General features: G+C 64.0%; 22 protein-coding genes and 1 riboswitch. Of the genes, 8 read left to right on the forward strand and 14 right to left on the reverse strand.

Annotated elements, in window-relative coordinates; translation table 11 throughout:
- Positions 1–8: 8 nt before the first annotated feature.
- Positions 9–551 (forward strand): REP-associated tyrosine transposase, encoded by a 543-nt coding sequence (locus AC0L3U_RS02610; protein ID WP_473360568.1) that lies wholly within the window; start codon positions 9–11, stop codon positions 549–551.
- Positions 552–626: 75 nt separating this feature from the next.
- Here AC0L3U_RS02610 and AC0L3U_RS02615 read toward each other — a convergent pair whose 3' ends face one another.
- From AC0L3U_RS02615 to AC0L3U_RS02625, 3 genes are all read right to left on the reverse strand, one after another.
- Complete coding sequence (locus tag AC0L3U_RS02615; RefSeq protein WP_473360569.1) at positions 627–1,262, reverse strand: hypothetical protein; 636 nt, start codon at positions 1,260–1,262, stop codon at positions 627–629.
- Positions 1,263–1,486: 224 nt separating this feature from the next.
- Positions 1,487–1,747, reverse strand: a complete 261-nt coding sequence (locus tag AC0L3U_RS02620; RefSeq protein ID WP_007613673.1) for a hypothetical protein — start codon at positions 1,745–1,747, stop codon at positions 1,487–1,489.
- 151 nt (positions 1,748–1,898) lie between these two features.
- Positions 1,899–2,285: a RidA family protein gene (locus AC0L3U_RS02625; protein WP_473288539.1), complete on the reverse strand. Its 387-nt coding sequence runs from the start codon at positions 2,283–2,285 to the stop codon at positions 1,899–1,901.
- 449 nt (positions 2,286–2,734) lie between these two features.
- On the opposite strand from AC0L3U_RS02625, the gene AC0L3U_RS02630 reads away from it, so the two are divergent.
- Positions 2,735–3,169: a hypothetical protein gene (locus AC0L3U_RS02630; protein WP_027519692.1), complete on the forward strand. Its 435-nt coding sequence runs from the start codon at positions 2,735–2,737 to the stop codon at positions 3,167–3,169.
- Between the two features lie 87 nt (positions 3,170–3,256).
- On the opposite strand, the gene AC0L3U_RS02635 is transcribed toward AC0L3U_RS02630, so the two are convergent.
- Positions 3,257–3,952 (reverse strand): glutathione S-transferase family protein, encoded by a 696-nt coding sequence (locus tag AC0L3U_RS02635; protein ID WP_473360570.1) that lies wholly within the window; start codon positions 3,950–3,952, stop codon positions 3,257–3,259.
- A gap of 319 nt (positions 3,953–4,271) precedes the next feature.
- Here AC0L3U_RS02635 and AC0L3U_RS02640 point away from each other — a divergent pair, with 319 nt between their 5' ends.
- Positions 4,272–4,544 carry a hypothetical protein gene (locus AC0L3U_RS02640; protein ID WP_473360571.1) on the forward strand — a complete coding sequence of 91 codons (273 nt, stop codon included), beginning with the start codon at positions 4,272–4,274 and terminating at the stop codon, positions 4,542–4,544.
- A 52-nt stretch (positions 4,545–4,596) separates the two neighbouring features.
- On the opposite strand, the gene AC0L3U_RS02645 is transcribed toward AC0L3U_RS02640, so the two are convergent.
- On the reverse strand, positions 4,597–5,244 hold the full coding sequence (locus tag AC0L3U_RS02645) for a glutathione S-transferase family protein (protein WP_473360572.1): 648 nt from the start codon (positions 5,242–5,244) through the stop codon (positions 4,597–4,599).
- Between the two features lie 264 nt (positions 5,245–5,508).
- Here AC0L3U_RS02645 and AC0L3U_RS02650 point away from each other — a divergent pair, with 264 nt between their 5' ends.
- Positions 5,509–5,946, forward strand: coding sequence for a VOC family protein (locus AC0L3U_RS02650; RefSeq protein ID WP_473360573.1), 438 nt, complete (start codon positions 5,509–5,511; stop codon positions 5,944–5,946).
- A 192-nt stretch (positions 5,947–6,138) separates the two neighbouring features.
- Here the strand turns inward: AC0L3U_RS02650 and AC0L3U_RS02655 are convergent, their stop codons facing one another.
- On the reverse strand, positions 6,139–6,651 hold the full coding sequence (locus tag AC0L3U_RS02655) for a mismatch-specific DNA-glycosylase (protein ID WP_473288544.1): 513 nt from the start codon (positions 6,649–6,651) through the stop codon (positions 6,139–6,141).
- Between the two features lie 190 nt (positions 6,652–6,841).
- Between AC0L3U_RS02655 and AC0L3U_RS02660 the strand changes: the two genes are divergently transcribed.
- A complete protein-coding gene (locus AC0L3U_RS02660) occupies positions 6,842–7,327 on the forward strand; it encodes a DUF4262 domain-containing protein (RefSeq protein WP_473360574.1) in 486 nt (161 codons plus the stop codon).
- Between the two features lie 81 nt (positions 7,328–7,408).
- Here the strand turns inward: AC0L3U_RS02660 and thiC are convergent, their stop codons facing one another.
- The 6 genes from thiC to AC0L3U_RS02690 form a co-directional block, all read right to left on the reverse strand.
- Positions 7,409–9,307, reverse strand: coding sequence for a phosphomethylpyrimidine synthase ThiC (gene thiC, locus AC0L3U_RS02665; RefSeq protein WP_473360575.1), 1,899 nt, complete (start codon positions 9,305–9,307; stop codon positions 7,409–7,411).
- A 164-nt stretch (positions 9,308–9,471) separates the two neighbouring features.
- A complete protein-coding gene (locus tag AC0L3U_RS02670) occupies positions 9,472–10,080 on the reverse strand; it encodes a thiamine phosphate synthase (RefSeq protein ID WP_473360576.1) in 609 nt (202 codons plus the stop codon).
- Complete coding sequence (locus AC0L3U_RS02675; protein WP_473360577.1) at positions 10,067–10,849, reverse strand: thiazole synthase; 783 nt, start codon at positions 10,847–10,849, stop codon at positions 10,067–10,069. Before AC0L3U_RS02675 ends, AC0L3U_RS02670 begins: the two co-directional genes overlap by 14 nt.
- A 195-nt stretch (positions 10,850–11,044) precedes the next feature.
- Positions 11,045–11,242, reverse strand: a complete 198-nt coding sequence (thiS, locus tag AC0L3U_RS02680; RefSeq protein WP_473360578.1) for a sulfur carrier protein ThiS — start codon at positions 11,240–11,242, stop codon at positions 11,045–11,047.
- Complete coding sequence (locus tag AC0L3U_RS02685; RefSeq protein ID WP_473360579.1) at positions 11,233–12,258, reverse strand: FAD-dependent oxidoreductase; 1,026 nt, start codon at positions 12,256–12,258, stop codon at positions 11,233–11,235. Before AC0L3U_RS02685 ends, thiS begins: the two co-directional genes overlap by 10 nt.
- A riboswitch (TPP riboswitch) is annotated at positions 12,246–12,374 on the reverse strand. Its footprint overlaps the gene before it by 13 nt.
- Positions 12,375–12,450: 76 nt before the next feature.
- Positions 12,451–12,999: a transglycosylase SLT domain-containing protein gene (locus AC0L3U_RS02690; RefSeq protein WP_473360580.1), complete on the reverse strand. Its 549-nt coding sequence runs from the start codon at positions 12,997–12,999 to the stop codon at positions 12,451–12,453.
- Positions 13,000–13,243: 244 nt separating this feature from the next.
- Here AC0L3U_RS02690 and AC0L3U_RS02695 point away from each other — a divergent pair, with 244 nt between their 5' ends.
- Positions 13,244–13,474, forward strand: coding sequence for a hypothetical protein (locus AC0L3U_RS02695; RefSeq protein ID WP_473262978.1), 231 nt, complete (start codon positions 13,244–13,246; stop codon positions 13,472–13,474).
- A gap of 2 nt (positions 13,475–13,476) precedes the next feature.
- Here the strand turns inward: AC0L3U_RS02695 and AC0L3U_RS02700 are convergent, their stop codons facing one another.
- Together AC0L3U_RS02700 and AC0L3U_RS02705 are read right to left on the reverse strand one after the other, a co-directional pair.
- Positions 13,477–14,796, reverse strand: coding sequence for an ATP-binding protein (locus tag AC0L3U_RS02700; RefSeq protein ID WP_473360581.1), 1,320 nt, complete (start codon positions 14,794–14,796; stop codon positions 13,477–13,479).
- Between the two features lies 1 nt (position 14,797).
- Complete coding sequence (locus AC0L3U_RS02705) at positions 14,798–15,583, reverse strand: response regulator (protein WP_473347954.1); 786 nt, start codon at positions 15,581–15,583, stop codon at positions 14,798–14,800.
- 181 nt (positions 15,584–15,764) lie between these two features.
- Between AC0L3U_RS02705 and AC0L3U_RS02710 the strand changes: the two genes are divergently transcribed.
- Together AC0L3U_RS02710 and AC0L3U_RS02715 are read left to right on the forward strand one after the other, a co-directional pair.
- Complete coding sequence (locus AC0L3U_RS02710; protein ID WP_473360582.1) at positions 15,765–16,343, forward strand: hypothetical protein; 579 nt, start codon at positions 15,765–15,767, stop codon at positions 16,341–16,343.
- Between the two features lie 227 nt (positions 16,344–16,570).
- On the forward strand, positions 16,571–17,122 hold the full coding sequence (locus tag AC0L3U_RS02715) for a PRC-barrel domain-containing protein (protein WP_473360583.1): 552 nt from the start codon (positions 16,571–16,573) through the stop codon (positions 17,120–17,122).
- Positions 17,123–17,247: the final 125 nt, after the last annotated feature.

Below are 17,247 nucleotides of genomic sequence, written 5' to 3' on the forward strand. Positions count from 1 at the left end.
TCTAGCCCATGGTTCTGTATCGCAGAAACTTTCTTCCCGGCGGTACCTATTTTTTCACTGTAGCGCTCTTCGACCGCCGATCGACCATTTTGACTGAAAACGTTGACGCCCTGCGCGATGCCTTCCGGGCCGCTCGCAGGGAGCGCCCGTTTGAGGTCGATGCGATCGTGATCCTTCCGGACCATTTGCACGTCGTCATGAGCCTCCCGCCGCATGACGCCGATTTCGCGGGCCGTTGGCGAAGGATCAAGGGGCATTTCAGCAGCACACTACTGCATGCGGGTATCGACGTAGCCCGCCACGCCAATGGAGAATTGGCTCTGTGGCAACGACGCTACTGGGAGCACACGGTTCGCGACGAAGATGATTTCGCCCGCCACGTGGATTACATTCACTTCAACCCCGTCAAGCATCGCTACGTCCAGCGCGTTTGTGATTGGCCGCATTCGTCCTTTCACCGATATGTGCGGGCGGGATTGCTGTCGGAAGACTGGGCGGGTGATGCCGGCGAAAGTGGGATTGCTTTCGGTGAGCGGGCCGAGGGAGGCTGACCGGGCGGAGGTTGAATTCCCGGATATCGCTTCGCTCATCCGGGCTACGGACGTCGGACTTGGAGTCGAGAGGCCTCAACTCTTGTTCACGCAACTCGGATAGGGCGCGGCTTCGCCGGCCAAAATCGGGCAGAGCTCGATCGGGCTGAGCGCGCGCAAACGCGCCTGCCAGCGGTCGTCGTTCACCGGCGGCTCGTCGGTTTCGGGGCCGCGCTCGGCCCACTGGATTGTGTAGTAGTCGGTCGTGCCCTTCAGCGTGACCAGGAGCGCGGTCTCGCTGTGCCGGGTCGGGCCGCTGTCGACGCGGCCGCAGCCGATCACGGCGACGAAACCTTCGAAGCGGCCGAACGCGGTGGCGCCGAGCGACCTTGCCGCGAAGCTGTCGGGGCAGGCGGATTTGAAACCGCCTGCGATCGCGCCCGCGAACTTCTCCGGCGATGAACCGGGAGTGGTCGTCATGCCCTTCTCGCCCGTCACGGTGATCATCTCGGTCCAGCGGTCGGGCGTCTCACCCTTCAGCACGGCCTCGCGGATGTAGTGGCCGCCCTTGGTGTTCTCGAACACCGCGGAAAAATTCGACGGCATCGCGAAGCTGACCAACTGGCCGAACACCGGCGAGATCACGCGGAAGGATTGCGGGGCCTGTGCGTTCGCCGTTGCGGCGATCAGCAGCGATGCGGCCAGAACCGTCGCTGTCGTCGGTGCGCGCATCGATTGGCTCCAAAGCCGCGAGGTGGAAAAACGAGTGAGCAAAACAAGCGGGCAAGGATGGGGGCGCCCCGGACAAAATGTGAGTAGGTCCGCCAACGGGCCAGGTTCAAAGCGCGTGCGCGGAAAATGCGCGATGTCGGCCGAAAAACCAATGGCGCGTCCAAAAGAAAAGGGCGGACCGCTTGCGCGATCCGCCCCTTGAAATCCGGTCTGTCGCCTCAGGCCTAGAGCGTGCAGCGGCGCTCCGCGCGCAGCTTGATCTGGAGCTCCGAGGCGGCCGTGAAGGTCGGGAGCGGCTTGCTGACGACCTTGTAGGTCGACACGCCCCACTGGAACGGCTTGTACTTCAGGTCCTCGTTCCAGACCTGGCAGATGCCGGTGTTGTCCCAGCGGATCACGTAATAGCCGACCGCCGCGGAGGCCGGCACGGCGAACACGGAGGTGGCGATGCCGGCAACGGCACAGAGGGCGAGAACGCGACGCATGAATATCTCCTGATGGGAACGTGACACGGGAACTGGTGCGGCAAAATGGTGCGGCTGGCAAGCGGGGCGGCGACCGTTCACGGATATGTCAGCCGTTGGTCGGCTGTTCGAACGATCCTTATTCCTTGACTATCGCCGGACGAGCACACGTCTACCCCTTCGCCAGCGACGCCACCGCCTCGATCTCGATCAGCATCTTCGGATCGGGCAGTGCGTGGACCACGCAGGTGGTGCGGGCAGGGTAGGGCGGCGGGCCGAAGGCGCCGGCATAGAGCGCGTTCATGGCGGCGACGTCGGAGGCGCGGGTCAGCAGCACGTTGACCTTGACGAGATCGCGGATCTCGGCGCCGGCCTCCGCCAGCACGCGCTTGATGTTGACGGCGACGTTGGCGAACTGCGCATCGAAGCCATCGGGCAGCGCGCCGGTCGCGTCGAAGCCGGGAATGCCGGAGACGAACAGGAGATCGCCGGCGCGCGTGGCAAAGGACAGCGGCGGCGCCTTGACGTGCGGCGGGGGTGCGAAATGCTGGATCGGCATGGGATCACCTCGGATGGACGGCTGGACGCGCAAGCGTAACGGCAGGTCGGGGCGCCTCCAACAAAAAACGCGAAAACAACCCCATGCACAGTAGGCATCCGGCGGAAATCATTGATGTTTCTTTTTGACTTCGGGAAAAGCAAAATAATCGTTGCTTCGTCGGGCAAAACAGGGGCAGAATGGCATGATGGCGGGTGAGCGTCTCGTCGCGCCAAACTCCGCCGTCATGCCCGGCTCGACCGGGTCATCCAGTACGCCGCGGCGTCTCGGTTCACCATCGCCCTCTCTGGAATACCGGATCGCCCGGTTAAACCGGGCGATGACAGTTGAGTGTGTTGCTACAGACCGCGACACACGCCCAGCCCATCATGTTGCCGCCGCGATGCATCGGATAGATTCCGCTCGTCTGATTCGCTTTCCCCTTGAAAGATAGCCCCCGGAGATTCTTCATGAAGTTCGCATCCACCCTTCGCGCCGCGCTGGTCGGCATTGCCGCGCTGGCCGGCCTCTCGACCTCGGCGCTGGCCGACGGCGGCACCGTGGTGCTGACGATCTACAAGGCGGGCTGGATCATCGGCGGCTCCGGCGGCTCGGGCGTGCTGAACTTCCGCGGCCGCGCCTATTCGCTCTCGACCGGCGGCCTCGACTACGGCCTCGTCTTCGGCGGCTCCAAGACCGTGCTGCGCGGCCGCGTCTCCAACATCAACCGGCCCTCCGACATCGCCGGCGTCTACGGCGCCGCCGGTGCCGGCATCGCAGTGGGCCGCGGCGCCCGTGCGATCGTGCTGACCAACCAGAAGGGCGCCGTGCTCGAGCTGTCCGGCACGCAGGTCGGCCTTATGGCGAATGCAGATCTCAGCGGGCTTGCGATCACGATGCGATAGGGCGATCAGCTCATTTCGTAGCCCGCATGAGCGAGAGCGACATGCGGGTCAACCCTCAGCCCCGGATGTCGCTGTCGCTCATCCGGGCTACGTTCCCGTCACCATCGCATGCACCCGTTCGCAATGCGCGACGAGGTTTTCATGCGCATCGACGAAGGCCTTCAGCGGTGTCGGGATGGGAAAGTAATAAATGTTGGCGATGAAGCCGTAGATGCCGGCATCGATACTAGCGGGCGCCGCGCCGTGCACGAATCCGTTCGCCGGCACGATCTCCGCCAGCACCTGCAGATCGGCGAGCCCCCGCGCGTAGGCCTGCTCGGGCGTGTAGCGGCCGATGCCCTGGAAATGGTAGCGCTGCGCATTATACGCCTTCGCCTTCTCGAATCCTGCCGCATCGATCTGCTTGTGCTGCGCGATGAAGGCGTCGCGGAACGCGGGATAATAGCGCTCGTCCTTCCAGCGCGAATACGACATCACCCAATAGAGGTCGTCGAGCATGCGCGTGACGAAGTGATTGGTGCGGCGCTGCTCCGGTGAAAGCCCCGCGTCGATGGTGAGGCGGTATTTCGCGGTCGCGTGCGCGATGATGGTCTCGCTGTCGCCGATCGTCTCGCCCTCATCCACGATATAGGGCAGCTGCCCGCGCGGCGCGGCGGAGGCATCGAACACATGCTCATGCACGAACGGTACGCCCGCGATCTTCAGGAAGGCATAGACCTTGAGGCCGTAGCCGTTGTTGTCGGCGACGCCGAACAGTTTTGGATAGGAGTAGAGGGTCAGCATGGGCGGCTCCCCATCGATCTGCGGAGATAGCAATGCCCGATCAGTACACGAATTTGCTCGGCCTCACATTCGAGATGCGCTGTAGGGCGGCGTTCCCCAACTATCGGGATATCACCGTGTGACGCGATGAACTGCTCAAAGCTGTTCGAGGCGCGGCGCCCATTGTATACAATCAAAGATTGAATTAGACTGTGAGGCCATGACAGCCCATGGTCATCGATTTCAGCAGGAGCTTTCCATGAAAGAGAGTGATCTCAAGGAGCTGGAAGCGCTACCTCATTCAAGCACTTGCAGGCTCATATCATTTACGGATGCAGAGGTGGTTCCCGGTATCGTGCCCAACACGTTCATCCTGATCGTCAGCGGCGTGAAGCCATGGGTGACGATGAAGGTCGAATTGGTGCCGCTGATCTACATCCGACAACCGGAATACTGGGGCATCGAGGTCGTCGGATGTCAAAGCGGCATCGGATTGCCCAGGCAAGCCCCCTATCACGTCAGCCTGGATATCTCCCATCTGCGCGGCACCATTGGCATCGAGGTGATCGGTGCGACGTCGCGCAAGCAGTTCAAGGTGCCCTGCGAGACGTGACAGTGCGACGGTGGGTTAGCCGATGTCGACGCAGCCGCGGGGCTAACCCACCCTACGAACGCGATGCGGCGGTGAACACCGCAAATTGCGCCTCGAATGCCCGCCTGAACGCGGGCCGTGCTTCGCCGCGGGCGACGTAGGCGGCGATTTCTGGATATTCGTCCAGCAGGCCTGACGCGTTCAACCGGCGCAACACCGTCACCATCATGAGATCGCCGGCGCTGAACGCACCGTCGAGCCAGTCGGCATCGCCGAGGCGGCGGGACAATTCGCCGAGCCTGATACGGACGCGGTCTTGCAGCATGGGCAGCCGCTCCGCGTACCAGCTCTTGTCGCCCTCGAACAGCATGGCCATCCCGAGCTCGACGATCGGCGGCTCCAGCGTGCTGAGCGCGGCAAACATCCACGCGATCGCGCGGGCCCGGGCGTTCGGCTCCGTCGGCAGCAACCCGGCATGGCGCTCCGCGATATGGAGCACGATGGCGCCGGACTCGAACAGGGTGAGGTCGCCGTCCTCATAGGTCGGAATCTGCCCGAACGGATGTAGCGCGAGATGGGCGGGCGCCTTCATGTCGTCGAACGAAACCAGACGCACATCGTAAGGTGCGCCGACCTCTTCGAGCGCCCAACGAACCCGCATGTCGCGCGCCTGTCCCTTGCCGCGGTCGGGTGAGTTGGCGAAGGCGGTGATGGTGGGCATTTAGGGGCTCCGGGGTTGATCGCGTTTTGCGTTCGGAGGACGAATGGAATGAGTGGATTCCGACAGGTTAATGCGTTTTCGTGGACCCTGTAGCCCGCATGAGCGATAGCGATATGCGGGGCAGCTGCCGGCCGCGGATGTCGCTGTCGCTCATCCGGGCTACACGAAAATCCCGCCGCCACTGTCGGATCGTTGCCTCCTGCCACGTCCTTGGAACATCGGCGCGCCGCCGCGCGCCCGCCCGAGGCAAAAGGATATCCGTTCATGACCTCCATCACGCCGTTTCTCTGGTTCGACAACAACGTGCCGGAGGCTGTCGCCTTCTACAAATCGGTGTTCCCCAATGCCAAGGTTGAGACCGTCAGCGACTTCATGGCGGTGTTCGAGCTCGAAGGCCAGCGCTTCAACGCGCTCAACGGCGGGCCGCAATACAAGTTCAACGAAGCGGTGTCGTTCTTCATCAGCGTGGAGACGCAGGCGGAAGTCGATTATTTCTGGGACAGGCTCACCGCCGACGGCGGCGAGGAATCCCGCTGCGGCTGGCTCAAGGACAAGTTCGGGCTGTCCTGGCAGGTGATCCCATCATCGCTCGGCCGCTACCTCGGCGACTCTGATCGGACCAAGGCCAACCGCGTCATGCAGGCGATGTTGCAGATGAGAAAGATCGTGATTGTGGATCTGGATAAGGCGTATGCGGGGTGAGTTTGTCGCGGGATGCGTTGCCAAATCGGCAGTGTCGTCCCGGCGAAGGCCGGGACCCATACCGCGGAATCCATCGATGACGAATGGTCGCTGTACCGGACCTCGAGTCTCCGCCAAACCACTCCCTGGGGTTATGGGTCCCGGCCTTCGCCGGGACGACGCCTGAGGGTGGAGCGCTATCGCAAATTTACGCTACGCCGCTATCCACGCCGCAAGCTCCCGCCACGGCTCCAGCGTCCAATGCCCTGACGCAGCGCCCGACGGCGACGGCACCACGAATATCTCCGGCAAGCTTTCGTCGCGCGGTTGCCGACCCAGCGCAATCCCGCTCGACGGCTTGCCGTAAAACAAGCTCGCCGCCTTCTTGCTCGTGAACGCAATGGTCCGCGGCCGATACTTCTCGATCTTGGCCTTGAACCCCGCCACGTCGATCGTCTCAGCCGCGATCTGGTGATCCATTCCGGCGCCAGACTTGGACAGATCGGTGAAACCGATCCCGAGTTCGAGCAGCGCCGCGAACTCGCCCGGCTGATAACGCCGCGGCGTAATGCCGGCCTCATGGATCGCGCGCCAGAAGCGATTGCCGGGATGGGCGTAATAGTGCCCGAGCTCGGCTGAGAGCGTGCTGGCGGCAGTACCGACGAAGATCAGGCGGAGGTTGGGACGGAGTTGGTCGGGGAGGCGGTGGGGGAATGTATCGGGCACGTCAATTATCCGCGGCCGTAGCCCGCATGAGCGGAGCGATATGCGGGACGGCAAAGACCCGGATGTCGCTGCGCTTATCCGGGCTACACTTGCTCATAAGCATTATTAAGTCTAGCGCCTTAGATCGGCGGTTGTAGGATGTGCAAAAGGCGCGCGAGCGCCGTACCCACCAACTTGGTCGAGGTAAAGGATGCAAGACAAGTTCGAGTGGCCCGAGCCCGAGCACGAAGCCGACAAAGTCATTTTTCGCAACGTCTGCGATCATGGTTGCCATATTGTCGGAATTCCCGATGGGGCTCCGCCTTTTGCATTCTCAATTGGACTGTTTCTGAACTATGGCCAGCCCGAGCTTGTCATCTTCGGCCAGCGCTTGGAGAATCCTCGGGCCATCATCAACCTTGTTCGCGATCGGGTAGCGGAGGGGCATAAATTTGTCGACGGCGATATCTCCGGCGATCTTCTGGAAAACGGTTATAGGCTCGGTTTCTGGCAAGTGCCGTTCAAGGCTTACCCGGAATATCTCGGCACGGCGATCTGGTTCTACTCCAAGTCCCGCCTCGCATTCCCCTGTCTGCAGGTCATCTGGCAGGACGTCAATCGCCGCTTTCCCTGGGAGGGGGAATGCATATCCGATGTGAAGGCCGACCAGCCGTTGTTAAAGAGGAAGGTTTCTTGATGAAAAAGCCGGGCTGTTTTGCCCGGCTTTTGTTTTCGATGGATGCCGGGTCAAGCCCGGGGCACGACGAGGAGAAGTCTCTCACAACACCCGATTGCTCTCCTTCACCTTCTCCGCATCCAGATACAAGTTCTCGCCCATCTCCTTGAACTTTGCGCTCATCTTCGCCATGCCGTCCTCGGCTGTGCCGCTCATCGACATGCCGACGCCGTTCGGATCGTTCAGCGTCGCCGCGTAATCCCGCACGTCCTGCGTGATCTTCATCGAGCAGAATTTTGGGCCGCACATCGAGCAGAAATGCGCGACCTTGTGGGCTTCCTTCGGCAGGGTCTCGTCGTGGAAGTTCTTGGCGGTGTCGGGGTCGAGGCCGAGGTTGAATTGGTCGCTCCAGCGGAAGTCGAAACGGGCGCGGGACAGCGCGTCGTCGCGCAGCTGGGCGGCCGGATGGCCCTTGGCGAGATCGGAGGCGTGGGCGGCGATCTTGTAGGTGATGACGCCGACCTTGACGTCGTTGCGGTCGGGCAGGCCGAGATGCTCCTTCGGCGTGACGTAGCAGAGCATGGCGCAGCCGAACCAGCCGATCATGGCGGCACCGATGCCCGAGGTGATGTGGTCGTAGCCCGGCGCGATGTCGGTGGTCAGGGGCCCGAGGGTGTAGAACGGCGCTTCGCCGCATTCCTTGAGCTGCTTGTCCATGTTGATCTTGATCTTGTGCATCGGCACGTGGCCGGGGCCTTCGATCATGACCTGGCAGCCCTTGTCCCACGCGATCTTCGTGAGTTCTCCGAGCGTCTCGAGCTCGGCAAACTGCGCGCGGTCGTTGGCGTCGGCGATCGAGCCCGGACGCAGGCCGTCGCCGAGCGAGAACGAGACGTCATATTTGCGCATGAGGTCGCAGATCTCGTCGAAATGGGTGTAGAGGAAGCTCTCCTTGTGATGCGCCAGGCACCACTTCGCCATGATCGAGCCGCCGCGGCTGACGATGCCGGTGACGCGGCTGGCGGTGAGGTGGATGTATTGCAGGCGCACGCCGGCGTGGATGGTGAAATAGTCGACACCCTGCTCGCACTGCTCGATCAGCGTGTCCTTGTAGAGCTCCCAGGTCAGCTTGACCGGATCGCCGTCGCACTTCTCCAGCGCCTGATAGATCGGAACGGTGCCGATCGGCACCGGCGCGTTGCGCAAAATCCATTCGCGGGTGGTGTGGATGTTGCGGCCCGTCGAGAGATCCATCACGGTGTCGGCGCCCCAGCGGATCGCCCACACCATCTTCTCGACCTCTTCCTCGACCGACGACGTCACCGCCGAGTTGCCGATATTGGCGTTGATCTTGGTGAGGAAGTTGCGGCCGATGATCATCGGCTCGAGTTCGCTGTGGTTGATGTTGCAGGGGATGATGGCGCGGCCGCGCGCGATCTCGGAGCGGACGAACTCCGGGGTGATGAAGGCGGGGACTTCCGCGCCAAAGCTTTCGCCGTCGGCAAGCGCCGCTTCCGCGCGCTCGAGCTGCTGCTTGCGGCCGAGATTTTCGCGCGCGGCGACGTAGATCATCTCCTTGGTGATGATGCCGGCGCGGGCGAATTCGAGCTGCGTGATCTTGTGGCCGTCGAGGCCGCGCAACGGCTGGTGATAGGCCGAGAAGGCGCGCGCGGCCTTGTCGGTGGAGACGCTGCCATTGTCCTCCGGCTTGATCTGCCGGCCCTGATATTCCTCGACGCCGCCGCGCTCCAGCACCCAGGCCTTGCGGCCGCGCGCGAGACCGGCGTTGACGTCGATGGTCACGCTGGGGTCGGTGTAGGGGCCGGAAGTGTCGTACACCGGCAGGTTCGGCTCGCCGGCGCCTTCGGACAGGATGATCTCGCGCAGGGGCACGCGCAGGTCAGGCGCGGCATCGGGCGAGGCGAAGATTTTTCGCGACGAGGGCAGCGGGCCGGTGGTGACGGCGGGGACGGTCTTGTCGGGGTTGGAGCGGATGTTCATGGGATCCTCCGGTTTAATTCGTATGTGTGTGCGTCTGGGCGAGGGCGGTGAATTCTTGCTCCGTCATTGCGAGCGCAGCGAAGCAATCCAGAATCTCTCTGCAGAGACAGTCTGGATTGCTTCGTCGCAAGTGCTCCTCGCAATGACGGTGGAGAGAGTGTGCATCACGCGGCCTCCGCGGATAGGCCGAGCCATTGCCGGACCCGCGCATCGGGGTCGGCGTTCTGCGTGACGTCGGAAACGACGGCGATGGAATCCGCGCCGGCGGCAAAGATCTCCGCGGCGTGCTCGAACTTGATGCCGCCGATCGCGACCAGCGGGATAGTGCCGACGCGCTTCTTCCATTCCGTGATCTTTGGAATGCCCTGCGGCTCGAAGCGCATCGATTTGAGCGTGGTGAAGAAGATCGGACCCAGCGCGACATAATCGGGCTCGGCGGCGAGCGCGGTGTCCAGCTCGTCCTCGTCATGGGTCGAGACGCCGAGCGACAAGCCGGCCTCGCGGATGGCCGCGAGATCCGCGTCGGCCAAGTCCTCCTGGCCGAGATGCAGATACTTTGCGCCGGCGACGATCGCGGCACGCCAATAGTCGTTGACGACGAGCTTGGCTTGCGTTCCTTGCGTGATCGCCAGCGCATCGGTGACCATCTGCAGCGATTGCGAATCGTCGAGATCTTTCGCGCGCAGCTGGATTGTGCCGACGCCGAGCCTGGTCAGGCGCTCGACCCAGGCGAGGCTGTCGACGACGGGATAAAAGCGATCAGGATACGGCATGCCAAAAGGGTGTCCCAACGACAGGGGTGGAAGGGGAGGCGAAATCGCGGGCGTTCATCAGCCCGGCCTCAAAAGCCGTGCGGCCGCCCTCGATGCCGAGGCGGAAGGCGTTGGCCATCGCGACGGGATCGGCGGCTTTGGCGATGGCCGTGTTGAGCAGCACGGCGTCGTAGCCGAGTTCCAGCGCCTGCGCCGCGTGCGACGGCGCGCCGATGCCGGCGTCGACCACCAGCGTGATGTCGGGCAGCCGCTCGCGCATCAGCTTGAGCGCGTCGCGGTTGGTGATGCCTTTTGCGCTGCCGATCGGCGCGGCCCACGGCATCACCACCTTGCAGCCGGCATCGACCAGGCGGTTCGCAACCGAGAGATCCTCGGTGCAATAGGGGAACACTTCGAAGCCGTCCTTGATCAGGATGCTTGCTGCTTCCACAAGTCCGACCACGTCGGGCTGCAGCGTGTCGTTGTCGGCGATGACTTCGAGCTTGATCCAGCTCGTGCCAAACAATTCGCGCGCGAGCTTGGCCGTGGTCACCGCCTCGCGCACGCTGCGGCAGCCGGCGGTGTTCGGCAGCACGGTGACATCGAGCTCGCGGATCAGATTCCAGAACGCGTCCCCGGTCTTGCCGCCGGCGGATTCGCGCCGCAGCGACACCGTGACGATGTTCGAGCCCGAGGCGCGAATCGCCGCCTGCATGATCGCAGGCGAGGGATAGAGCGCGCTGCCGATCAGGAGGCGGGAGGGGAAGGTTTTGCCGTAGAAATTGACCATCAGTGTCTCCGCGCTTCGCGGTTTGCTCCCTCGCCCCGCTTGCGGGGAGAGGGTTGGGGTGAGGGGCTGTATCCGCAAAGGAGGTGAGAGACGGACTCGCGGAGAGTCCCCCTCACCCGAAATTCGCGCTCGCGCGAATTTCGACCTCTCCCCGCAAGCGGGGCGAGGTGAAGAAAGGCGATTGCATCGTTCACATCACCCTCCCTGCCGCGGCGTGATGATCTCGATCTCGTCGCCGGGCTTCAGCGCGGTCTCGGCCCAGCGGCTCTTCGGCACGACGTCGTAGTTGAGCGCGATCGCGAAATGGGTGCCCTCGTAGTCGAGCTCGCTGAGCAGCGCGTCCACGCTGACGGAATTGATCTCGCGCTGCTCGCCGTTCACGATCACGCGCATTGCATTACCTCATTGTCGATCTGGCCGCGCTGGACATAGCCAAGCGTCAGCTCGGCGAGTGCGGGCGCGATCAGGAAGCCGTGGCGGTAGAGGCCGTTCACGTTGATCGTGTTGCCGCGGATGCCGATGCGCGGCAAATTGTCGGGAAAAGCGGGGCGCAGGCCGGAGCCGAATTCGACGATGCGGGCCTCGCCGAAGGCGGGATGCACGGCATAGGCCGCGCCCAACAGCTCCAGCGCGGAACGCACGCTGACGCCGGTGTCCTCGGCCTCGATCGAGGTCGCGCCCAGCATGAACAGATTGTCCTCGCGCGGGATCACATAGAGCGGCCAGCGCGGATGGATCAGTCGCACCGGGCGCGCGAGCTGCACCTCGGCGGTCTCGATCAGGATCATCTCGCCCTTGACGCCGCGAAGCTCCGGCTGCTCGTCGCGCGCAGAAAGACCGCGGCAGTCGATCACGATGCCTTTAGGATCAAGTTTTGCGAGTTCGGCCGCGGCGACGTCGCTTTCGAATTTGATGGTGCCGCCGGCGGCGCGGATGCGCTCGTGCAGTTTCGGCAGCACGCGGCGCGGCTCGACATGGCCCTCGGTCGGGAAGAACAGCGCGTCGCGGAAGCGGCCTTCGAGCGACGGCTCGAGCTCGGCAAGGCCGGCGGCATCGAGCCGGCGATGGCCTTCGGTCATCCGGGCAAAACGCTCGAAATCGTTGCGCTCGCGCGGGTGAGCGACGACCAGCGAGCCGTTGAAAGGCGTGTCGGGCAATTCGCGCCGCCAGATGTCGAGCGAGCGCAGGCCGAGGCGGCTGATGATGGGTTCGGAAACCTCCGCCTCGCAATAGGGCGCGAGCATGCCGCCGGCCCAATGACTGGTCGCATCGGTCATGTCGGCGTCACCGCGCTCGTGCAGGGTGACGGCGTGGCCGGCCTGCGCGAACAGCAAGGCCTGCCAGGCGCCCGCAATGCCTGCGCCGATGATGGATACCGGGGAATCCGGTCGCTTGGTCGTCTGCAACATCCCTGTCCCTTCGCCGGCATGACCCGGATCAGGTTCAAAGGGTCACCGCGGTCCTGGGCGGATTTGCCCATTTAGCGGTATCTCAGCTCCTCCTCGGAGCACCCCTCGGAACGGCTCTAATGTATGCCAGCAGGGCTGGGTGGTCAACGCGCTTGGTGGGAACCGCGCTTACCTGGGCGTTTACTTGGGCGTTTACTTGGGCGCCTGCGCCCGGGCGTTGCGGACGCGCTGGGCGAGCTTGCGGTGCGGGACCGTGCCGAATATCGGCTGCGGATTGCCGTTTGGCTCGAGCCAAGCGCCGCCCATATTGGCCTCGCCCATGTTGGCGACCTGCACGGCCCCCTGCCGCTGCCGCTTCGCGGCGTAGTAATAGCCGCCGGCGAAATAGCGCACGGCGCGGGAGTGGTCGCCATTGGCGGCGTGATAGGCGCCGGCGAGATATTTCACGGCATAGGTGAGGTTGGTGTTGGGATCGCGCAGGCCGGCGGCGTCGCCGGTGTAGCCGACCCCGCGGGCGGTCGCGAGCTTGATCTGCATCAGTCCGATGGTGCCGCCATGGCCGACCAGGCCGGGCTGGTAGCGGCTTTCGCGCATGATGACGCGATGCACCAGCGCCTCCGGCACGCCGTTGGCGCGCGCATGGGCCGCGACCATCTCGGCGTACTCCGCCTGGCCCGCGAATGCGGCCTGTGGCAACGTCAGTCCGGCCGCGAGCAGCGCGGCAACACGTAAAATTTTCATCAGATATCCCGGAGGTCCCTGAGACTGATTGAAGGCCTGCGCCCGGCTGCCGTTTAGGCCTCGCGAACGCGGCGATGATGTGACCAAACGCCGCCTTTAACGTTTTCGCGGCGCCGAGCCGCTGTGACGGCTCAATCCTGGCGCCAGAGTTTCCTCAGGCGGACAACTCGCGACAGCAAGCCTGTCTATTCGCATGGGCGCACGAAAGCGAGTATGTCACGGCCAGCGAATCGGGAGAGGTGCCATGACAAAATCAACCATGGTCAAAGCCCACAGCGGCGACATGTCAGAACACGATTTGCCCAGAAACAACCCCTGTGCCCAATGCGGCACGCTGATCCCGACGCCCGACTGGATCGAGCCGGGCGAAGGGCGCGTCTCCTATCTCTGGACGTGCCACGCCTGCAATTATCGCTTCGAGGCGGTGGCGATCTTCGACGATATGCCCATCGCGCATCCGCCCCTCGCGGCCTGAAGTTAAGCCGCAAGCCGCGGCTGCTGCCAGATCGGCAATTGCATCCGCACGATCAGCCCATGCGGCTCCCGGTCGTGCAGCGACAGCTCGCCGCCATGGGCGATCGCGATCGCGCGCGCGATCGACAGACCGAGGCCGAAGCCGGTGGACTCGTCCATGGTGCGCGCGTCGTCGCCGCGCACGAACGGCTCCAGCATCTCCTGCTTGCGGCCATCCGAAATGCCGGGTCCGTCGTCCTCGACGTCGATGACGAGCTTGCTGCCCGAGATGTCCAGCCGGATCGTCACCTCGGCGCCGAAGCGCACCGCGTTTTCGACGAGATTGGTGACGCCGCGATGCAGATCGTCGGGCCGCGCCACGGCGGTCGCGGATTGCGGGCCGGCATAGCGCACGGCATGACCCATGTCGCCGAACTGGTCGGCGATGAGCTGCAGCGTGCTCGCGATGTCGACCAGCGTCACCGCCTCGATCTGGCGGTCGTTGCGCAACAGCGACAGCACGCTTTCCAGCATCGAGCGCATCTGGTCGAGGTCGATCAGCATGCGCTTGCGGTTGCCTTCGTCCTCGACGAACTCGGCGCGCAGGCGCAGCCGCGTGATCGGTGTGCGCAGATCGTGGCTGATCGCGGCGAGCATCCGCGTGCGGTCCGACATCAGCCGCGCGATCCGCTCATGCATGCGGTTGAGCGCGCGCGCCACCGAGCGGATCTCTTCCGGGCCGCGTTCGGGCAGCGGATCGGCTGTCCCATCCAGGCTGAAATTCTCGGCCGCCTTTGCAAACGACGACAGCGGCGCGGCGAGCGCATGTGCGGCCCATACGCCGAGCAGCGTCACGCTGATCACGGCAGACAGCAGCGTCGTTATCCAGGGATTGCCCCAGAACCAGCCCGGCCGTCCCCGTTCAACATGGCCAGCGACCGTCGTGCCGTCGGGCAGCTGGATGCCGATCCGGGGCGAACCGCCGTTCGGCGGCAGCGTGACGACCTTGTAGCCCTCACCGAGATGGCGGCGCATCCCGTGCATATGGGGGCCGTCGCCGATGGCCGTCACGGAGCCGGGCGCGATCGCTTCCAGCCGCAGATCCGGAAAGGCGCGCGCGATGTCGGCAAGAAGGCGCGGCCGCTCGCTCGCGTCGGCCGCGGACAGCAGCAGCGCGGCATTGGCCAGCTCATGCTCGCTGTCGGGCGGCGCCGCCGCGCGGTCCGGCCGCGTGATCAGAAAACCCGCCGTGATGACCAGATGAAGCGCGACGATCGACACCACGACGAGCGCAGCGATCTGGCCGCTGATGCTCCTGAGATGGAAAAATCCCAAAAGCCGCATGTCAGATGCTCAAGACTGCCGCGACCGCTTCCGTGCTTGTAGTGTCGGTGCTTGCCGCTTCCGTTCTCACCACTTCGGTTCTTGGCGTGAACAGATAGCCGCCCGAGCGCACCGTCTTTATCATGGTCGGATCAGCCGGATTGGGCTCGATCTTGCGGCGGATGCGGCTGACCAGCACGTCGATCGAGCGCTCGAACGAGCCGGTGCTGCGCCCCTGCGTGAGGTCGAGCAGGCTGTCGCGCGACAGCACGCGGCCGGGTCGCTCGCAGAACGTCCGCAGCAGGTCGAACTCGGCGCTGGTCACCGCGACGCGCGCGCCCTCGGGATTGCGCAGCTCGCGCAGCCGCAGATCGATGCGCCAGCCTTCGAAGGCGAGCGTGCTTGCGCCTTCGATCGAGCTTGCCGCCTGCGCGGCCGCCTGGCGGCGCAGCACCGCGTTGATGCGGGCGAGCAGCTCGCGCGGGTTGAACGGTTTCGGCAGATAGTCGTCCGCGCCCATCTCGAGGCCGACGATGCGGTCGACGTCCTCGCCGCGTGCGGTCAGCATGATGATCGGCGTCTGTCCGTCGGCGCGCACCCTGCGGCACAGGCTGAGGCCGTCCTCGCCGGGCAGCATGACGTCGAGGATGATGAGGTCGACGCGATGATCGGCCATCGCGCGCGACATCTCGCGGCCGTCGCTCACAGCGGTGACGTTGCAGGCGTTGTTGCGCAGGTATTTCGCAATCAACGTCCGGGTTTCACGGTCGTCTTCGACGACAAGGATGTTGGGATTGGGAATCGCCATACGCTTTGTTTGTCCAAGATTCGGGCCAAAAGGCGAGGATTTTTGTTTCAGATTGTTTCCACGGTCCACGCCGCAACAGCAGGACATCACCGGGCAGGGAAGCGACAAGGTCTCGTTAAGCGCGCTAACCATACCGTGGCGTGGTCGGCTACGAAACCCCCGCAGAACTCACGGAGCCATCATGACCTCGATCTCGGCGGCCTCCGCCGGTTACCAACAGTCGCCGCTGCAGCGGCTGCAGCAGGAATTGCAATCGGACGTGTCCGCCGGCACGGTCTCGTCGTCGGACCAGTCGGCGCTTTCGACGGCGCTGACCGACATCGACACGGCGCTTCAGCAGAGCCGGTCGAGCGATCAGTCGAGCGGCACGCGTCCCTCCAAGGGCGACATCAAGTCGAAGATCGACGACCTCATCTCCAACGAGGTGTCGAACGGGACGCTGACGTCGGACCAGGCCGACCAGCTGAAGAACGTATTCCAGTCCGCCTTCGCCAATGGCGGCGGCGGCCCCGGTGGTGCGGGCGGTCCGGGGGGTGCGGGCGGCCCCCAGCCCGGTCCGCCGCTGGACGACAGCTCATCGGATTCGTCGTCAACGGACGCGACCGGCAGCACGTCGACCGGCTCCACCACGGCCGAGATCCTCCAGCAGTTTCTGCAGGCGCTGCAGCAGTCGCAATCGTCTTCGTCGTCGTACGGTGCAAACGGCAGCTCATCCGCCGGCTCGAACTTCGCCGCGCTTCTGATCGATTACAAGAGCTGACCTGCGCGACGCAGATCGGCGCGTTCCTCGCTGCGGTCGTGCTTCACCCAGGGTGCCCGATCGTCGGCGAGGAACAGTGCGCTGCAAAATGTTCCTGAGTGACTTAGGAACAATCGCACGCGGCTGCGATGCTCGCGCAGCACGCGACGAAATTGCAGCACGCGCGGAACTGGGACTGATCCGAGCTGTTTTCTCCGCACGAGTTTTCTGCTGAAGGAGAGGACAATATGTTGATGAAATCGATCGCGGCCGGTCTCGCCGGTACCGCACTGCTCGCAACCGTTGCGTTCGCGCAAAATCCGACCGCCACCACCGACAAGGCGCCGGCTGCCGCCGCCTCGACGACCACCACAACCGCGTCGGGACAGTGGCGTACGTCCAAGATGGACGGCATCAAGGTCTATAACGACGCCAACGAGAACATCGGCTCGATCAACGATCTGCTGATGGACAAGAGCGGCAACATCAAGATCGCCGTGATCGGCGTCGGCGGCTTCCTCGGCCTGGGCGAGCATCTGGTTGCCGTGCCCTATGAGAAGCTGAAGTTCGTCAATGAGGCCGTTGCCTACACCGGCACCGCCGGAAATACCGCAACCGGCACTGGAAACACTGCAGCCAACCGGCCCGCGGCGACCACCACGACGGGTGCCGCGACCGGCACCGACAACAAGCCCGCGACGACGGCCACGTCCTCGTCGAAATGGTATCCGGACCACGCCGTGTTCAATGCGAGCAAGGACGAGCTGAAGAACATGCCCGAGTTCAAGTACTCGGAGTAAGGCGGCTCTAAACGGCTAAACGAAGCGCGCCCGGTTTTGCCGGGCGCGCTGTCGTGCATTTTTTTGTCTCCCGTCATTGCGAGGAGCTCTGGCGACGAAGCAATCCAGGCTGCCACCGCGGAAGC

The organism is Bradyrhizobium sp. Kon69, from assembly GCF_055807515.1.

Excerpts from the sequence above, each read along its gene's own strand:
- AC0L3U_RS02610 (WP_473360568.1), top strand. The coding sequence starts at position 9 with ATGGTTCTGTATCGCAGAAACTTTCTTCCCGGCGGTACCTATTTTTTC.
- AC0L3U_RS02615 (WP_473360569.1), bottom strand. The coding sequence starts at position 1,262 with ATGCGCGCACCGACGACAGCGACGGTTCTGGCCGCATCGCTGCTGATC.
- AC0L3U_RS02620 (WP_007613673.1), bottom strand. The coding sequence starts at position 1,747 with ATGCGTCGCGTTCTCGCCCTCTGTGCCGTTGCCGGCATCGCCACCTCC.
- AC0L3U_RS02625 (WP_473288539.1), bottom strand. The coding sequence starts at position 2,285 with ATGCCGATCCAGCATTTCGCACCCCCGCCGCACGTCAAGGCGCCGCCG.
- AC0L3U_RS02630 (WP_027519692.1), top strand. The coding sequence starts at position 2,735 with ATGAAGTTCGCATCCACCCTTCGCGCCGCGCTGGTCGGCATTGCCGCG.
- AC0L3U_RS02635 (WP_473360570.1), bottom strand. The coding sequence starts at position 3,952 with ATGCTGACCCTCTACTCCTATCCAAAACTGTTCGGCGTCGCCGACAAC.
- AC0L3U_RS02645 (WP_473360572.1), bottom strand. The coding sequence starts at position 5,244 with ATGCCCACCATCACCGCCTTCGCCAACTCACCCGACCGCGGCAAGGGA.
- AC0L3U_RS02650 (WP_473360573.1), top strand. The coding sequence starts at position 5,509 with ATGACCTCCATCACGCCGTTTCTCTGGTTCGACAACAACGTGCCGGAG.
- AC0L3U_RS02660 (WP_473360574.1), top strand. The coding sequence starts at position 6,842 with ATGCAAGACAAGTTCGAGTGGCCCGAGCCCGAGCACGAAGCCGACAAA.
- thiC (WP_473360575.1), bottom strand. The coding sequence starts at position 9,307 with ATGAACATCCGCTCCAACCCCGACAAGACCGTCCCCGCCGTCACCACC.
- AC0L3U_RS02670 (WP_473360576.1), bottom strand. The coding sequence starts at position 10,080 with ATGCCGTATCCTGATCGCTTTTATCCCGTCGTCGACAGCCTCGCCTGG.
- AC0L3U_RS02675 (WP_473360577.1), bottom strand. The coding sequence starts at position 10,849 with ATGGTCAATTTCTACGGCAAAACCTTCCCCTCCCGCCTCCTGATCGGC.
- thiS (WP_473360578.1), bottom strand. The coding sequence starts at position 11,242 with ATGCGCGTGATCGTGAACGGCGAGCAGCGCGAGATCAATTCCGTCAGC.
- AC0L3U_RS02685 (WP_473360579.1), bottom strand. The coding sequence starts at position 12,258 with ATGTTGCAGACGACCAAGCGACCGGATTCCCCGGTATCCATCATCGGC.
- AC0L3U_RS02690 (WP_473360580.1), bottom strand. The coding sequence starts at position 12,999 with ATGAAAATTTTACGTGTTGCCGCGCTGCTCGCGGCCGGACTGACGTTG.
- AC0L3U_RS02695 (WP_473262978.1), top strand. The coding sequence starts at position 13,244 with ATGACAAAATCAACCATGGTCAAAGCCCACAGCGGCGACATGTCAGAA.
- AC0L3U_RS02700 (WP_473360581.1), bottom strand. The coding sequence starts at position 14,796 with ATGCGGCTTTTGGGATTTTTCCATCTCAGGAGCATCAGCGGCCAGATC.
- AC0L3U_RS02705 (WP_473347954.1), bottom strand. The coding sequence starts at position 15,583 with ATGGCGATTCCCAATCCCAACATCCTTGTCGTCGAAGACGACCGTGAA.
- AC0L3U_RS02710 (WP_473360582.1), top strand. The coding sequence starts at position 15,765 with ATGACCTCGATCTCGGCGGCCTCCGCCGGTTACCAACAGTCGCCGCTG.
- AC0L3U_RS02715 (WP_473360583.1), top strand. The coding sequence starts at position 16,571 with ATGTTGATGAAATCGATCGCGGCCGGTCTCGCCGGTACCGCACTGCTC.